The organism is Methylomonas albis (assembly GCF_014850955.1).
Taxonomy (GTDB): Bacteria; Pseudomonadota; Gammaproteobacteria; order Methylococcales; family Methylomonadaceae; genus Methylomonas; species Methylomonas albis.
In genome coordinates this window covers 785,147-801,269 of the sequence record NZ_JACXSS010000001.1, presented here as the reverse complement: position 1 = coordinate 801,269, position 16,123 = coordinate 785,147, and the positions used below count along the sequence as shown (strand labels likewise).

Annotated in this window: 12 protein-coding genes; all 12 read right to left on the bottom strand. The window is 47.1% G+C overall.

Annotated features, from left to right (window positions below; all coding sequences use genetic code 11):
- Nucleotides 1-2 precede the first annotated feature (2 nt).
- The 12 genes from rplC to rplK all read right to left on the bottom strand — a co-directional run bounded on the left by rplC (nucleotide 3) and on the right by rplK (nucleotide 16,040).
- The gene (gene rplC / locus EBA_RS03820) at nucleotides 3-653 is read right to left on the bottom strand and encodes a 50S ribosomal protein L3 (RefSeq protein WP_192373417.1); all 651 of its coding nucleotides are present in this window, start codon (nucleotides 651-653) and stop codon (nucleotides 3-5) included.
- A gap of 30 nt (nucleotides 654-683) precedes the next feature.
- Nucleotides 684-995: a 30S ribosomal protein S10 gene (rpsJ, locus tag EBA_RS03815; protein WP_013820389.1), complete on the bottom strand. Its 312-nt coding sequence runs from the start codon at nucleotides 993-995 to the stop codon at nucleotides 684-686.
- Between the two features lie 5 nt (nucleotides 996-1,000).
- Nucleotides 1,001-2,191: an elongation factor Tu gene (gene tuf, locus EBA_RS03810; RefSeq protein WP_192373399.1), complete on the bottom strand. Its 1,191-nt coding sequence runs from the start codon at nucleotides 2,189-2,191 to the stop codon at nucleotides 1,001-1,003.
- A gap of 26 nt (nucleotides 2,192-2,217) precedes the next feature.
- A complete protein-coding gene (fusA, locus tag EBA_RS03805; RefSeq protein ID WP_192373415.1) occupies nucleotides 2,218-4,311 on the bottom strand; it encodes an elongation factor G in 2,094 nt (697 codons plus the stop codon).
- 23 nt (nucleotides 4,312-4,334) lie between these two features.
- Nucleotides 4,335-4,805 (bottom strand): 30S ribosomal protein S7, encoded by a 471-nt coding sequence (rpsG, locus tag EBA_RS03800; protein ID WP_192373413.1) that lies wholly within the window; start codon nucleotides 4,803-4,805, stop codon nucleotides 4,335-4,337.
- A gap of 13 nt (nucleotides 4,806-4,818) precedes the next feature.
- On the bottom strand, nucleotides 4,819-5,193 hold the full coding sequence (gene rpsL, locus EBA_RS03795; protein ID WP_013820393.1) for a 30S ribosomal protein S12: 375 nt from the start codon (nucleotides 5,191-5,193) through the stop codon (nucleotides 4,819-4,821).
- Nucleotides 5,194-5,343: 150 nt separating this feature from the next.
- Nucleotides 5,344-9,543 carry a DNA-directed RNA polymerase subunit beta' gene (gene rpoC, locus EBA_RS03790; protein ID WP_192377155.1) on the bottom strand — a complete coding sequence of 1,400 codons (4,200 nt, stop codon included), beginning with the start codon at nucleotides 9,541-9,543 and terminating at the stop codon, nucleotides 5,344-5,346.
- Between the two features lie 73 nt (nucleotides 9,544-9,616).
- The gene (gene rpoB, locus EBA_RS03785; RefSeq protein ID WP_192373411.1) at nucleotides 9,617-13,693 is read right to left on the bottom strand and encodes a DNA-directed RNA polymerase subunit beta; all 4,077 of its coding nucleotides are present in this window, start codon (nucleotides 13,691-13,693) and stop codon (nucleotides 9,617-9,619) included.
- 122 nt (nucleotides 13,694-13,815) lie between these two features.
- Entirely contained in the window at nucleotides 13,816-14,184 is a 369-nt protein-coding gene (rplL, locus tag EBA_RS03780; protein WP_192373409.1) for a 50S ribosomal protein L7/L12, read from the bottom strand.
- Nucleotides 14,185-14,230: 46 nt separating this feature from the next.
- Nucleotides 14,231-14,725 carry a 50S ribosomal protein L10 gene (rplJ, locus tag EBA_RS03775; RefSeq protein WP_192373407.1) on the bottom strand — a complete coding sequence of 165 codons (495 nt, stop codon included), beginning with the start codon at nucleotides 14,723-14,725 and terminating at the stop codon, nucleotides 14,231-14,233.
- Between the two features lie 188 nt (nucleotides 14,726-14,913).
- On the bottom strand, nucleotides 14,914-15,609 hold the full coding sequence (rplA, locus tag EBA_RS03770) for a 50S ribosomal protein L1 (RefSeq protein ID WP_192373405.1): 696 nt from the start codon (nucleotides 15,607-15,609) through the stop codon (nucleotides 14,914-14,916).
- Nucleotides 15,609-16,040, bottom strand: a complete 432-nt coding sequence (gene rplK / locus EBA_RS03765; protein ID WP_020484793.1) for a 50S ribosomal protein L11 — start codon at nucleotides 16,038-16,040, stop codon at nucleotides 15,609-15,611. Before rplK ends, rplA begins: the two co-directional genes overlap by 1 nt.
- Nucleotides 16,041-16,123: the final 83 nt, after the last annotated feature.

The following is a 16,123-nucleotide window of genomic DNA, read 5'->3' as shown; positions in this document are numbered from 1 at the left end:
AATTAACCTTTATTTAACATTTTTACTGCTGGGGTGATGACAACATCTCCACCCTTGGCACCAGGCACAGCGCCTCTGACTAAAATCAGGTTCCGCTCAGCATCTACCGCATGGATAGTCAAATTTTGTGTTGTTGTTTTGACCGCCCCCATATGTCCGCACATTTTCTTACCCTTAAATACGCGACCCGGTGTTTGGTTCATACCGCTAGAGCCAGGAACCCGATGGGATCGTGAGTTACCATGCGTGGCATCTTGTGTTCTAAAATTATGGCGCTTAACAGTACCGGCAAAACCTTTACCGATGCTGGTGCCAGAGACATCAACTACCTGTCCGGCTTCAAACACATTAACTTTTAGCTCTGTCCCTGCCGAAAACTCAGTTACTTCGCTTTCGCTAAGCCTAAACTCCCACAAACCACGACCAGCGGTAACATTGGCAGATGCGTAATGCCCAGCCATTGCTCTGTTGACTTTTGAAGACTTAACATCACCCGCCGCTACCTGAATAGCGCGATAACCATCAGTTTCAACACTCTTCACCTGTATGACTCTGTTAGAGTCAATATGGAGCACGGTAACAGGTACCGAAGTGCCATCTTCGCAAAAAATTCGGGTCATACCACATTTACGACCAATAAGACCTATTGACATCTGCCAATCCCTCTAAATTATAACTTGCTGCTATTTAAGCTTAATTTGAACATCGACTCCAGCCGCCAGATCTAACTTCATCAAGGCGTCAACAGTCTTATCGGTTGGCTCAACGATATCAAGCAACCTTTTATAAGTTCTCAGTTCATACTGATCACGAGCATCTTTATTTACATGCGGTGAGATCAATATAGTAAAACGTTCCTTCCTAGTAGGCAAAGGAATGGGGCCCTTTACTTGCGCGCCCGTTCTCTTTGCTGTTTCTACTATCTCACCCGCTGACTGATCAATTAATTTATGATCAAACGCTTTTAATTGGATTCTGATAGTTTGATTAGCCATCTTGATTACTCGATAATAGAAGCAACAACACCCGCACCGACGGTACGACCACCTTCGCGAATTGCAAAACGTAAACCGTCTTCCATCGCAATCGGTGAGATTAGTTTCACGGTAACGGCGATGTTATCGCCAGGCATTACCATTTCAACGCCTTCTGGCAGATCGACCGCTCCGGTTACGTCGGTGGTTCTGAAGTAGAACTGCGGACGATAGCCATTAAAGAACGGGGTATGACGACCACCCTCTTCTTTTGACAGCACGTAAATCTCAGCCTTGAAGTGCGCGTGTGGCTTGATGGAGTTGACATGAGCCAATACTTGACCACGCTCAACATCTTCTCTTTTAGTACCACGCAACAATACACCGACGTTATCGCCCGCCTGACCTTGGTCAAGCAGCTTGCGGAACATTTCTACACCGGTACAGGTCGTTTGAACGGTATCTTTAATACCAACGATCTCAACAGCCTCACCGACTTTGACGATACCACGCTCAACACGACCAGTTACCACGGTACCGCGACCGGAGATGGAGAATACGTCTTCGATAGGCATCAGGAACTTGCCATCAATAGCACGCTCTGGCTCAGGAATGTACGTATCCAATGCTTCAACTAAGCGAACTACGGATTGTACACCGATTTCGCTTTGTTCGCCTTCTAAAGCTTTCAATGCAGAACCGACGATGATAGGGGTATCATCACCTGGGAATTCGTATTGATTCAACAGTTCGCGAATTTCCATCTCGACCAGTTCGATCAACTCGGCATCGTCAACCATGTCCGCCTTATTTAGAAACACTACGATGTATGGCACACCCACTTGGCGTGACAACAGAATGTGCTCACGGGTTTGCGGCATAGGACCGTCCGCGGCGGAGCAAACCAGAATCGCGCCGTCCATTTGGGCAGCACCGGTAATCATGTTTTTGACGTAGTCAGCATGACCCGGGCAGTCAACGTGGGCATAGTGGCGATTGGCTGACTCATATTCTACGTGTGAGGTGGAAATGGTGATACCGCGCGCACGTTCTTCTGGGGCGTTGTCGATTTGATCAAAAGCTTTAACTTCGCCGCCTTGCAGCTCCGCCATTACTTTTGTTAATGCCGCTGTCAATGTGGTCTTACCATGATCAACGTGACCAATCGTACCAACGTTTACATGCGGTTTCTTTCTTTCAAATTTTTCTTTAGCCATGATTCAATACCTGATATGTAAAAAATTTAAGATACTTTTCTAATAATCGCTTCCGCAATATTTGCAGGTGCTTCGTTATATCTTTCAAACTGCATACTGTACGTTGCCCTGCCCTGAGTCGCCGACCTAAGATCCGTGGCATAACCGAACATTTCAGCAAGAGGCACTTCGCACTCTATTACTTTTCCGGCCGGAACATCTTCCATCCCGTGAATAACACCTCTCCGTCGATTAATGTCACCCACAACCTCACCCATATAATCTTCGGGAGTTACCACCTCGACTTTCATAATGGGCTCCAGCAACGCAGGATTTGCAGTCTTAGCTCCATCCCTGAAACACATAGATCCTGCTATCTTGAAAGCCATTTCATTCGAATCGACATCATGATATGAACCATCGAATAAACTAACCTTTACATCAACAACTGGAAAACCAGCCAGAACGCCGTTTTCCATTTGCTCTTGCACACCTTTATCTACAGCTGGAATATATTCTTTAGGAATAGCACCACCAACCACTTCGCTCACAAACTCGTAACCAGAACCCGGCTCCTTTGGCTCCAATCTAAGCCATACATGGCCGTACTGCCCCTTGCCACCAGACTGCCTTATGAACTTCCCTTCGCATTCCACGATATTCTTAATCGTTTCTCGATAAGCAACTTGCGGCGCGCCAACATTTGCCGCAACGTTAAACTCTCTTTTCATTCGGTCGACGATAATCTCAAGATGCAACTCACCCATACCTGAAATTATAGTTTGACCCGATTCAGGGTCGCTACCTACTCTAAAGGAGGGATCTTCTTGAGCTAACTTCGCTAACGCAGCACCCATCTTATCCTGATCAGCCTTTGTTCTTGGCTCAACCGCTACAGCAATAACCGGCTCAGGAAATTCCATTTTTTCGAGCAAAATCGGCTTTTCAATATCGCAAAGCGTGTCGCCGGTTGTTACGTCCTTAAGACCGATTAAAGCGGCTATTTCACCAGCCCTAACCTCACTGATTTCAACGCGACTATTGGCGTGCATCTGAACGATGCGCCCTATACGCTCTTTTTTACCTTTTCCAGCATTTAAAACTGCATCTCCAGACTTGACCACCCCGGAATAAACCCTAAAAAAGGTCAGAGTTCCGACAAATGGGTCTGTAGCTATTTTAAATGCCAACGCGGAGAAAGGCTCTTCATCAGAAGCACTACGAACTACGTTGTTCTCTGCATCTGACAGGCCCTCTACTGGCTTAATGTCGAGAGGGGACGGCAGAAAGTCAATCACGCCATCAAGAACACACTGGATACCTTTATTCTTAAACGCCGACCCACAATAAGCTGGAACCAACTTATTCTGAAGAACTTGCGCCCGTATACCCTGCTTTACCTCTTCGTTTGTCAAAACACCTTTTTCGAGGTATTTATCCATTAATTCTTCGGTTGCTTCTGCGGCGGCCTCAACCATATGCTCGCGCCACTCTGCAGCAATACCTAGCATTTCCGAGGGAATCTCCATCTCCGTAAAGCCAACGCCCATGTTGGCATCTTCCCAGTAGATTGCCTTCATTTTCAGCAGGTCCACAACACCTTTAAAGGTTTCTTCAGCACCAATAGGCAGCTGCATAGGAACCACGACCCCACCCAGCCTTATCTTGATTTGTTCGACGACACGCAGAAAATCTGCTCCGGAACGGTCCATTTTGTTCACGAAAACCAATCTTGGCACATGGTACTTATTAGCCTGCCTCCAGACCGTTTCGGACTGAGGCTCCACACCACCAACAGCACAAAAAACCGCGCAAGCCCCGTCCAACACGCGCAGCGACCGCTCGACCTCTATCGTGAAATCAACATGACCAGGCGTATCGATTATGTTAATCCGATGCTCTGGGTATTGTTTTTCCATTCCGAGCCAGAAGCAAGTCGTCGCAGCGGAAGTGATTGTTATCCCTCTTTCCTGCTCTTGCTCCATCCAATCCATGGTAGCAGCACCATCATGGACTTCGCCCATCTTATGCGAAACGCCCGTATAGAACAGTATTCGCTCAGTTGTCGTTGTTTTTCCAGCATCAATGTGAGCCATGATGCCTATATTACGATAACGCTCAATAGGCGTCTTACGAGCCACAACAACAACCTAATCTAGCTTTGTTACCAGCGATAATGAGCAAACGCTTTATTTGCTTCCGCCATTCTATGCGTATCTTCACGCTTCTTCGCAGCTGCACCGCGGCCTTCCGAGGCGTCCAACAACTCACCAGCCAGCTTAGCCGCCATAGTTCTTTCGTTACGCTTACGCGCAGCATCAATCAACCATCTCATCGACAGCGCCAGCCTCCTAGCAGGACGAACCTCTACAGGCACCTGATAAGTCGCACCACCAACCCGGCGAGATTTAACCTCGACTCGCGGCTGTACATTTTCCAATGCTTTTGCAACCAAATCCAAAGTCTCTTTATGACCTTTACCTTCGATAACATCCAAGGCACCGTAAACGATTTTCTCGGCGACCGATTTCTTACCATCTTCCATGATCATATTCATGAATTTTGACAACATATCGCTACCAAACCGCGGATCCGGATTAATGACTCTCTTTGCAGCAACTCTTCTTCTTGACATCTTATATCAACCCTTATTTCTTAGGTCTTTTCGCGCCATATTTGGAGCGACCACATTTTCTATCCTTAACACCAGAAGTATCGAGACTTCCCCGAACCACGTGGTAACGAACACCAGGCAAGTCCTTTACACGACCACCCCGAATCAAAACCACGGAATGCTCCTGAAGGTTATGACCCTCACCACCGATGTAGCTACTTACCTCTGCGCCATTGGTCAACCGCACCCTCGCAACCTTACGTAAAGCCGAGTTTGGCTTTTTCGGGGTCGTGGTATAAACCCTAGTACAAACCCCGCGACGCTGAGGACAAGCCTCCAACGCCGGAACGTTAGTCTTTTCTATTTTTTTAGCACGAGGCTTACGGACCAATTGATTGATCGTGGCCATTCTTAACTACTCCGAATATGCAATGTTTAATAAGCAATAAAGAAATCTGCACAATTACAGATTTATATAGCTCCGCCCAAACCTATTGGCTGATGTGAGCAGAGCATAATACCTTTACAAAAGAACTAGGTCAAGCATTTTTGAGAACATCTACTCGACATTCAATGCTTGTTTCAAAGCCTCTTCAACGTCAACCGCTTCAATAGCGTGGACGGATGAATCCGAACCGGAAACGGCGTCGGCAGCCCTTCTCTTCCGTCGTTGTTCATGATAGGCCAAACCGGTACCTGCCGGAATCAGACGACCAACAATCACGTTTTCTTTGAGTCCGTTCAATGGGTCACTGATACCCCTCACCGCCGCATCGGTTAACACTCTCGTGGTTTCCTGGAATGAAGCGGCGGAAATAAATGACTCTGTAGCCAACGACGCTTTTGTAATACCCAACAGCAGAGAATCGTAGCTGGCAGGTATATTACCTGCTCTTTCAACTTGATCGTTGACAGCATTAATCGTTGTCCGCTCTACCTGTTCGCCCTTAACGAAATCAGTATCGCCGGAAGCGGTAATCTCTACTTTTCTGAGCATTTGGCGAATAATCGCCTCAATGTGTTTGTCGTTGATTTTTACGCCTTGCAAGCGGTAGACATCTTGAATTTCCTTGACCAGATAATCTGCCAATTCCTCTATACCGCGTAATCTTAAAATATCGTGCGGAGTCAATTCACCTTCAGCGATGGTTTCACCCTTATCAACAAACTCACCCTCGAAAACGGTAATATGCCGCCACTTAGGAATCAGCGTTTCATATTGCTCACCCTCAGAATCGGTAATGATAACGCGTTGCTTACCTTTAGTTTCCTTGCCAAAGGACACCATACCGGTTGCCTCAGCTAGAATCGCGGGATCCTTGGTTTTACGCGCTTCGAATAGGTCAGCTACCCGCGGTAAACCGCCTGTAATATCCCGCGTTTTACTAGATTCTTGCGGAATTCTCGCCAAAACGTCCCCGACCTTCACCTCTCCACCATCCTTAACACCGGCGATAGCGCCTGCTGGCAAGAAGTACTGAGCTGGGATATCAGTTCCTGGCAAATTAATTTGGCCGCCTTGCTCATCGATTAGGCGAACCATAGGCCGCAATTCTTTACCAGCCGAGCTTCTCTGCTTTGGGTCGGTAACTACTCGCGAAGTTAAGCCGGTTACGTCATCAGATTGCTCTTGAACAGTAATACCATCCACGAAGTCGAGCAGCTGAATAAAGCCTTCTACTTCGGTGATAACTGGGTGAGTATGTGGATCCCAATTAACTATAATATCGCCGGCACTAACCGGGCTACCGTCGCCAACCGACAATACAGCACCGTAAGGAATTTTGTAACGTTCGCGCTCACGACCGTAATCGTCCATCACCCCTACCTCGCCCGACCTCGAGACCGCTACCAGATTATTTTCTCTGTTCTTGACGGTCTTCAAGTTATTGAGCTTTGCAGTACCGCTTGATTTTACCTGAACGTTACTAACCGCAGCAGATCGCGAAGCCGCCCCACCAATGTGGAATGTCCGCATCGTTAACTGAGTGCCTGGCTCACCGATCGACTGAGCCGCCACAACGCCCACGGCTTCGCCGATGTTAACCAAATGACCGCGACCTAAATCACGACCGTAGCAACTGGCACAGACCCCTTGGCGCGATTCACAAGTTATCACGGAGCGCACCAACATCTTATCGACACCGTTATCTTCCAAAACCGTGACTAGATTTTCATCAATCATGGTTCCGGCAGGAATCAGAACATTATTGCCGGCTGCATCAGTGACGTCCATCGCAGCAACTCGTCCCAGCACGCGATCAACCAATGGCTCAACGACGTCGCCGCCTTCGATAATCGGCATCATGGTCAGGCCGTTTTGCGTACCACAGTCTGATTCGGCAATAACCAAATCCTGCGCAACATCAACCAATCGGCGGGTCAAATAACCAGAGTTAGCGGTTTTTAGCGCGGTGTCGGCCAAACCTTTGCGAGCACCGTGGGTTGAAATAAAGTACTGTAATACGTCCAGCCCCTCGCGAAAGTTCGCAGTAATAGGCGTCTCGATGATAGAACCATCGGGCTTAGCCATCAATCCACGCATGCCCGCTAACTGTCGAATCTGTGCTGCAGAACCCCGCGCACCAGACTCAGCCATCATAAAGATGGAGTTGAAAGATTTTTGTTTTACTTTCTCGCCTTTTGAGTTTGTGACTTCGTCTTCACCCAAACCTTCCATCATCACTTTTGCGACTTGATCGTTAGCTCGCGACCATATGTCGACAACTTTGTTGTAACGTTCGCCGTCGGTAACCAAGCCTGATGCATACTGATTCTGGATTTCGTTAACCTCGGCATCCGCTGAGCGAATGATATCGGCTTTCTTGACTGGAATTTCCATGTCTTCGATACCGAAAGATACTCCGGAACGCGTAGCATATTTAAACCCAAGGTACATGATCTTATCTGCCAACATCACGGTTTCTTTGATACCGAGATAGCGATAGCTATAGTTAATTAACCGAGAAATATTCTTCTTGGTCATATCGACATTGACTAGCTCATAGGGCATACCGTCTGGCACGATGTCCCAGACAATCGCGCGACCAACCGTGGTTTTCTTTCTGCTTACTAAGGTTTCGAAATCGCCTTCCGGGGTTTTTAATTTCTCAACGACCCGTATTTCAATTTTACTCTGCAATTCAACTGCCTTAGCATCCAGGGCCAGCATCACTTCAGACAAATCGCCAAAGATACTACCCTCGCCCACCGCATTAACTTTTTCACGCGTGATGTAATACAACCCCAACACCACGTCTTGCGATGGGTTGATTACCGGCTCCCCGTTCGCAGGTGACAAAATGTTGTTCGTCGCCATCATCAAAGTACGTGCTTCGAGCTGTGCCTCAATCGATAACGGAATATGCACAGCCATTTGGTCGCCATCGAAATCGGCGTTGAACGCACTACAAACCAACGGATGCAACTGAATAGCCTTGCCTTCGATCAAAGTTGGCTCAAATGCCTGAATACCCAATCTATGCAGAGTTGGTGCGCGATTCAATAGCACCGGGTGTTCACGAATAACTTCTTCGAGAATATCCCATACTTCGGCGCCTTCGCGCTCCACCATTTTTTTGGCGGCTTTTATAGTTGTCGCCAAACCCCGCAACTGTAATTTACTGAAAATAAAAGGTTTAAATAGCTCCAAAGCCATTTTTTTCGGCAAGCCACATTGATGCAGTCTTAATGTCGGACCAACCACGATAACCGAACGACCGGAGTAATCGACACGCTTGCCCAACAAGTTTTGACGAAACCGACCTTGCTTACCTTTGATCATATCGGCCAAAGATTTCAGCGGACGTCTGTTGCTACCAGTAATCGCTCGTCCACGACGGCCGTTATCCAACAAGGCATCGACTGCTTCTTGCAACATCCGTTTTTCATTGCGGACGATAATGTCCGGCGCATTCAAATCCAACAAGCGCGTCAAACGATTGTTTCTGTTGATGACCCTACGATATAAATCATTCAAATCGGAAGTCGCAAATCGACCACCGTCCAGTGGCACCAATGGCCGTAACTCGGGCGGCAGCACTGGCAGCACCGTCATAATCATCCATTCCGGACGATTATTCGACGCCAGCAAAGAGTCGATAACTTTTAAGCGCTTCGAATATTTTTTGATTTTGGTATCGGAATTCGTTGCGTTGATCTCTTCACGCAACGTGTTGATTTCGTCTTTTAAATCTATGGATTTAAGTAAATCATAGATCGCTTCCGCGCCCATTTTTGCGACGAAATCATCGCCGTGCTCTTCAACCGCGTTTAAATACTCTTCGTCGGTTAACAGTTGACCTTTTTCCAAAGGCGACATGCCCGGATCGATCACTACAAATGTTTCAAAATACAACACGCGTTCGATAGATCGCAGCGTCATATCCAACAGCAAAGCAATCCGGGACGGCAATGATTTCAAAAACCAAATATGCGCTACCGGGCTGGCCAAATCAATATGACCCATTCTTTCCCGCCGCACTTTCGATAGAGTAACCTCTACGCCGCATTTTTCGCAAATTACACCGCGATGCTTTAGACGCTTGTATTTACCGCACAAACACTCGTAATCGCTAATCGGTCCAAAAATCTTGGCGCAAAACAGGCCGTCACGTTCCGGCTTAAAGGTACGGTAGTTAATTGTCTCAGGCTTTTTAACTTCACCATAAGACCATGACCGAATCATGTCTGGCGAAGCCAATCCAATGCGGATATTGTCAAAATCATCTGTCCGACCTTGACGTTTTAAGAAATTCATTAAATCTTTCAAGAGCTTATCCTCTTTAAATGTTATCCGATATTGTCCAGAATCTATCTCGCAAAGAACGGAATTAATCTTGTTCCATTTCGATATTCACTGCCAGCGAACGTATCTCTTTCACTAAGACATTGAATGATTCCGGCATGCCGGCTTCCATTGAATGGTTGCCATCGACAATGTTTTTGTACATTCTGGTTCTGCCAGTCACGTCGTCGGACTTGACCGTCAACATCTCTTGCAATGTATATGCAGCACCATAGGCCTCAAGTGCCCAGACCTCCATCTCACCGAAACGCTGACCACCGAATTGTGCTTTACCGCCTAATGGCTGTTGCGTAACCAAACTGTAAGGACCGGTCGAACGCGCATGCATCTTATCGTCCACCAAGTGATTCAATTTCAACATGTACATATAACCCACCGTTACTTCGCGTTCGAATGGTTCACCCGTCAACCCGTCATAAAGCACGGTTTGACCGTGTTCCGGCAAATCCGCCAAACGCAGCATAGTACGAATATCCTCCTCCGAAGCGCCGTCGAATACGGGTGTCGCCATCGGCACACCAGCGACCAGATTCACAGCCATTTCCAAAATTTCTTTATCTGTGAACGAATTCAGATCTTCTATTCTGCCGCTGCAATTGTAAATTCTATCCAAGAAGCCGCGTATTTCCACAACTTTTGCCTGAGCTTCCAGCATCTTACCGATCTTGATTCCAAGCCCCTTAGACGCCCATCCTAAATGGGTTTCCAATACCTGGCCGACATTCATCCGGGATGGTACGCCTAACGGATTGAGCAAAATATCTACCGGATTGCCATCGGCGGTATAAGGCATATCTTCAATAGGCACGATTTGCGAGATAACCCCTTTGTTACCATGCCGACCGGCCATTTTATCGCCCGGTTGGATACGTTTTTTCACGGCCAAATATACTTTTACCATTTTCAACACGCCTGGCGCCAAATCGTCGCCCATCGTGATTTTTTTCTTTTTCTGCTCGAAACGCTCGTCGAATTCCTTGCGCTGCTGCTCGACATGCTCAGCAACTGTCTCCAATTGCACGTTAATATCTTCGTCCTGAGTGCGGATTTTCAACAACTCAGACGGCACCAATACATCCAGATAATCGGCGGTAATGTCGTCGCCTTTTTTCAGAGGGTTCGGACCTTTTTCGGCTTTCTTACCAGTCAACAAGGTCTTTACCCGAGCGAAAATATCGTGTTCGACGATTTTCAATTGATCGTCCAAGTCTTTACGGTATCGCTTGATTTCCGCGTCTTCAATTTCCAAAGCTCTCTTGTCCTTCTTCACACCGTCGCGGGTGAAAACCTGAACATCGATGACCGTACCGCGAACATTACCTGGTACGCGCAGAGAAGTATCCTTAACATCAGCGGCTTTTTCACCAAAAATAGCCCTCAGCAGTTTTTCTTCCGGTGTTAATTGCGTCTCGCCTTTTGGCGTCACTTTACCAACCAGAATATCGCCACCTTTCACTTCCGCACCGACATAAACGATCCCAGATTCGTCCAGTTTGGATAAGGCCTCTTCGCTAACGTTAGGAATATCCGCAGTAATCTCTTCCGGACTATGTTTGGTTTCGCGAGCAACGCAGGTTTTTTCCTCAATATGAATGGTCGTGAAACGATCTTCTTTGACCACTCGCTCGGATACCAAAATGGAGTCTTCGAAGTTATAACCATTCCAAGGCATGAAGGCGATCAGCATGTTTTGACCAAGGGCCAATTCGCCGATGTCAGTCGATGGACCATCTGCCAAAATATCGCCCGCTCTAACGATGTCACCCAATTTAACCAACGGCTTTTGGTTGATACAGGTGTTTTGGTTCGAACGAGTGTATTTAATCAGGTTATAAATATCGACACCTGGCACACCGGCTACGGTTTCGTTATCGTTCGCACGTACCACGATACGCCCAGCGTCGACCGCTTCGATACGACCGCCACGCGTTGCAACCACGGTTACACCTGAGTCTTTGGCCACTACGCGTTCCATACCGGTACCGACCAACGGCTTTTCAGCGCGTAAAGTTGGAACCGCTTGACGCTGCATGTTCGACCCCATTAACGCCCGGTTCGCGTCGTCATGCTCCAAGAACGGAATAATTGACGCCGCCACGGAAACGATCTGCTTGGACGATACATCCATGTATTGCACGGTCTCGGACGATGCTAGCGTAAACTCATCCTTGTAACGGCAAGATACCAAGCCTTCAACCAGTTTGCCGTTTTCATTCACAGCCACACTAGACTGCGCAATGACATATTCGCCTTCTTCAATTGCCGAAATATAATCGACTTGGTCGGTAACTTTACCCTCAACCACTTTCCGGTAAGGCGTTTCCAGGAAACCGTACTCATTGGTTCTAGCATAAACCGACAACGAATTGATCAAACCGATGTTCGGTCCCTCAGGCGTCTCAATCGGACAAACCCGGCCGTAGTGAGTGGTGTGAACGTCACGAACCTCGAAGCCCGCCCTTTCTCTGGCCAAACCGCCTGGACCTAACGCGGAAACGCGGCGTTTATGCGTTACCTGCGACAGTGGATTGTTTTGGTCCATAAACTGCGACAACTGGCTGGAGCCGAAGAATTCTTTCACTGCGGCAGAAACAGGTTTCGCATTGATGATTTCCTGTGGCATATAGCCTTCGGAATCAGCCAGGGTCAAACGCTCTCTGACAGCCCGCTCGACTCGTACTAAACCGATACGGAACTGGTTCTCGATCATTTCGCCGACAGAGCGCACACGTCTGTTACCCAAATGGTCGATATCGTCTACAGTACCGTTACCATTTCTAATTTTGATCAGCTCTTTAAGTACATCAATGATGTCTTCTTTGCTTAGCGTTCCCAGGCCTTCGGTTTCTTCGCGACCCAAGCGACGATTGAACTTCATCCTGCCAACGGCGGATAGATCATAGCGTTCGTCAGTGAAAAATAAGTTTTCGAACAGATTTTCAGCAGATTCCACGGTAGGTGGCTCGCCAGGACGCATCATTCGATAAATTTCGACCAAGGCTTCCAAGCGATTTGAGGTGGTATCCAGGCGCATCGAATTGGAGATGTATGGACCTCTATCCAAATCGTTGACGTACAGGGTATTGATCTCGCTGACACCAGCGTCTATCAATTTCTGTAACAAGTTATCGGTGATTTCGTCGTTAACGCTAGCTAACAATTCGCCGGTGGAAGTATCGACCACATTGTGACCAAGAATTTTTCCATGCAGATAGTCTCTAGGCACTTCAATTTCAGTGACACCGGACTTTTCCAGCTGGCGAACATGTTTCGCGGTAATTCTGCGCCCTTCTTCGATAACGACTTTGCCTTCGTGCTTAATGTCGAAGACAGCCATTTCACCCCGTAATCTATCGGGGATGACGTGGAACATTAATTTTTCGGCAGCCAATGAAAACTTGTTGGTTTCGAAGAAAATGTTGATCATTTCTTCGTTTTCATATCCCAAAGCCCGCAACAAAATAGTGGCTGGAATTTTTCGGCGTCTGTCTATACGCACATATACGGCGTCTTTATGATCAAATTCAAAATCCAACCAAGAACCGCGATACGGAATGACCCGAGCATTGAACAACAATTTACCGGATGAATGGGTTTTGCCTTTGTCGTGATCGTAAAACACCCCCGGAGATCTGTGTAGCTGCGACACGATGACCCGCTCAGTACCATTAATCACGAATGTACCATTGTCGGTCATTAGAGGCAGTTCACCCATGTAAACTTCTTGTTCTCTAATATCTTTGACGACCTTGGTATTGGCTGGCGCATCTTTATCATAGATGACTAGACGCACTAATACGCGCAACGGAGCTGAAAATGTAGCACCGCGCTGTTGACATTCTCTTACATCGAATGCGGGTTCCCCCAAGCGATATTTAACATACTCCAATACGGCATAGCCGGAATGGCTCACCACCGGAAAAACACTGGAGAATGCGGCATGCAATCCTTGATTACGTCTTTTATCTGGCTCTATGCCAGACTGCAAAAAATTTGCATACGAATCAATTTGTGTTGCCAAAAGATATGGGACTTCCAATACTTCGGAACCCTTCCCAAAATTATTACGGATACGCTTTTTTTCGGTAAAAGAATAGGCCATATTGCTTCTATACCTTCGTCGTCAGAGATTATTTACTACTGTTTCAGAAACAGTAAAAGGCCGACGGCAAAATGCCGTCAGCCCGGTTTGGTAGGCTTATGCCTGGTATGCAGTCAAGATGCTTATTTGATTTCGGCAGTTGCGCCAGCGTCTTCAAGATCTTTTTTGGCAGACTCAGCTTCGGATTTGCTGACGCCTTCTTTAACAGTGGTTGGCGCACCTTCAACAGCATCTTTAGCTTCTTTCAAGCCCAGACCTGTCAAACTGCGAACCGCTTTAATAACCGCTACTTTGTTTTCGCCGAAACCGGTCAAAATAACATCGAATTCGGTTTGTTCTTCAACAACAGCCGCCGCTACAGGAGCAGCAACCGCTACCGCCGCAGCAGCAGAAACGCCAAACTTTTCTTCCATCGCTGAAATCAGATCAACGATTTCCATCACAGTCATGTTAGAGACTGCTTCCAAGATGTCTTGTTGTGAAATTGCCATTGTATATTCCTCTAAAATTATTGAGTTTTAACTGGTTAACGCGAGATTATGCCGCTTCTTTCTCGTCTCTGACTGCAGCCAGAGTACGCGCGAGTTTCTCAATCGGTGCTTTCATGACAGACATCAGCATGCTGATACCTTGGTCACGCGTTGGCAATCTTGCCAATCTGTCCAGCTCCGATCCGTCAAAAGCCTGTCCGCCAATCGCCACTACTTTTGCGATCAGTTTATTATGGCCTTTAGAGAATTCGCTGATGAGTCGTGCAGCGCAGCCTGGATCTTCCATAGAAAATGCCAGAATTAAAGGACCAACCAGTCCTTCCTGCATACATTCGAACTCAGTCCCAGCGACAGCACGTTTAGCCAGTGTGTTTTTGACTACGCGCAAATAAACACCCGTTTCTCTCGCGGTTTTACGCAGTTCCGTCAATTCGGTAACTGTCAAACCCCGATATTCCGCAGCGACTGCGGAATGGGCTTTAGCGGCGAATTCAGCAACTTCCTCTACGACAACTTTTTTGCTATCTAAATTGAGTGCCACATCTACCTCCGGTACTTTCCGATTATGCATCGGATCTATGAAACGCATCTTTCGATGCCCCTTTCACGGTCCCTTTCACCAACTTTGCGGCTCCAGCTCCCGTCTGCGTAGGAAAATTAAGCTTTCGCACCTACGGTCTTTGACGGTTACCGATAACTCGGCAACCCAAAGCCTTAAAACTTGTTATTTTAAATCTCGATACTGCTTTGATCGATCCACAAACCAGGGCCCATGGTCGAAGATAGCGCGATCTTTTTCAGATACACGCCTTTGGCAGCAGTGGGCTTAGCTTTCTTCAGATCTGTAATCAAAAACTCCAGATTCTGTTTAAGTGAGGTTTCATCGAAAGACACCTTACCGATGGAGCAATGAATGATGCCCGCTTTGTCTGTGCGGTATCTGACCTGCCCTGATTTGGCATTTTTGACTGCAGTAACGACGTCAGGAGTAACGGTTCCTACTTTTGGGTTAGGCATCAGTCCTCTTGGTCCCAAGATTTGCCCCAATTGACCAACCACGCGCATTGCATCAGGTGAAGCGATGACCACATCGAAGTTCATCTCGCCTCGCTTAACTTGCTCGGCCAAATCGTCCATACCGACGATGTCTGCACCCGCTTCGCGAGCCGCATCAGCATTAGGGCCTTGAGTAAACACAGCAACCCTTACGGTTTTGCCTGTTCCGTTGGGTAACACGGAAGCGCCACGAACGTTTTGATCAGATTTACGCGGATCAACACCCAAGTTAACACTGACATCAATTGACTCGTCAAACTTGCTATTTGCGAATTCTTTTAACAGAGCGACTGCTTCCGTAACCGAATATTGTTTGCTTCTAACTACCTTTTCTTTGATAGCCTTGGCTTTTTTAGTAACTTTTGCCATTACACGCCCTCCACGTTCAAGCCCATGCTGCGAGCGCTTCCCGCAATAATTCTTATCGCCGCTTCTAAATTAGCCGCATTTAAATCTTCCATTTTGGTTTTCGCGATTTCTTCTAATTGAGCACGAGATACTGTGCCAACCTTATTCGAATTCGGTTTGCTACTTCCGCTTTTAATACCAACTGCTTTTTTCAACAAAACTGACGCCGGCGGAGTTTTAGTAATAAAAGTGAAGCTTTTATCACTATATACAGTGATAACGACCGGCAAAGGCAAGCCTTTCTCAACTTCTTGAGTTCTTGCATTAAATGCCTTACAGAACTCCATAATATTTACACCACGCTGACCCAGAGCGGGACCAATTGGAGGACTAGGATTAGCCTCGCCTGCCTTCACTTGCAGCTTGATGTAAGAATCAATTTTTTTTGCCATTTTATACTCCTAACGGGTGCATACGCTTTTCAGCTCCCCAACAAACAAAAATCCCTGCCATAAAAATGACAGGGATTCGTAAA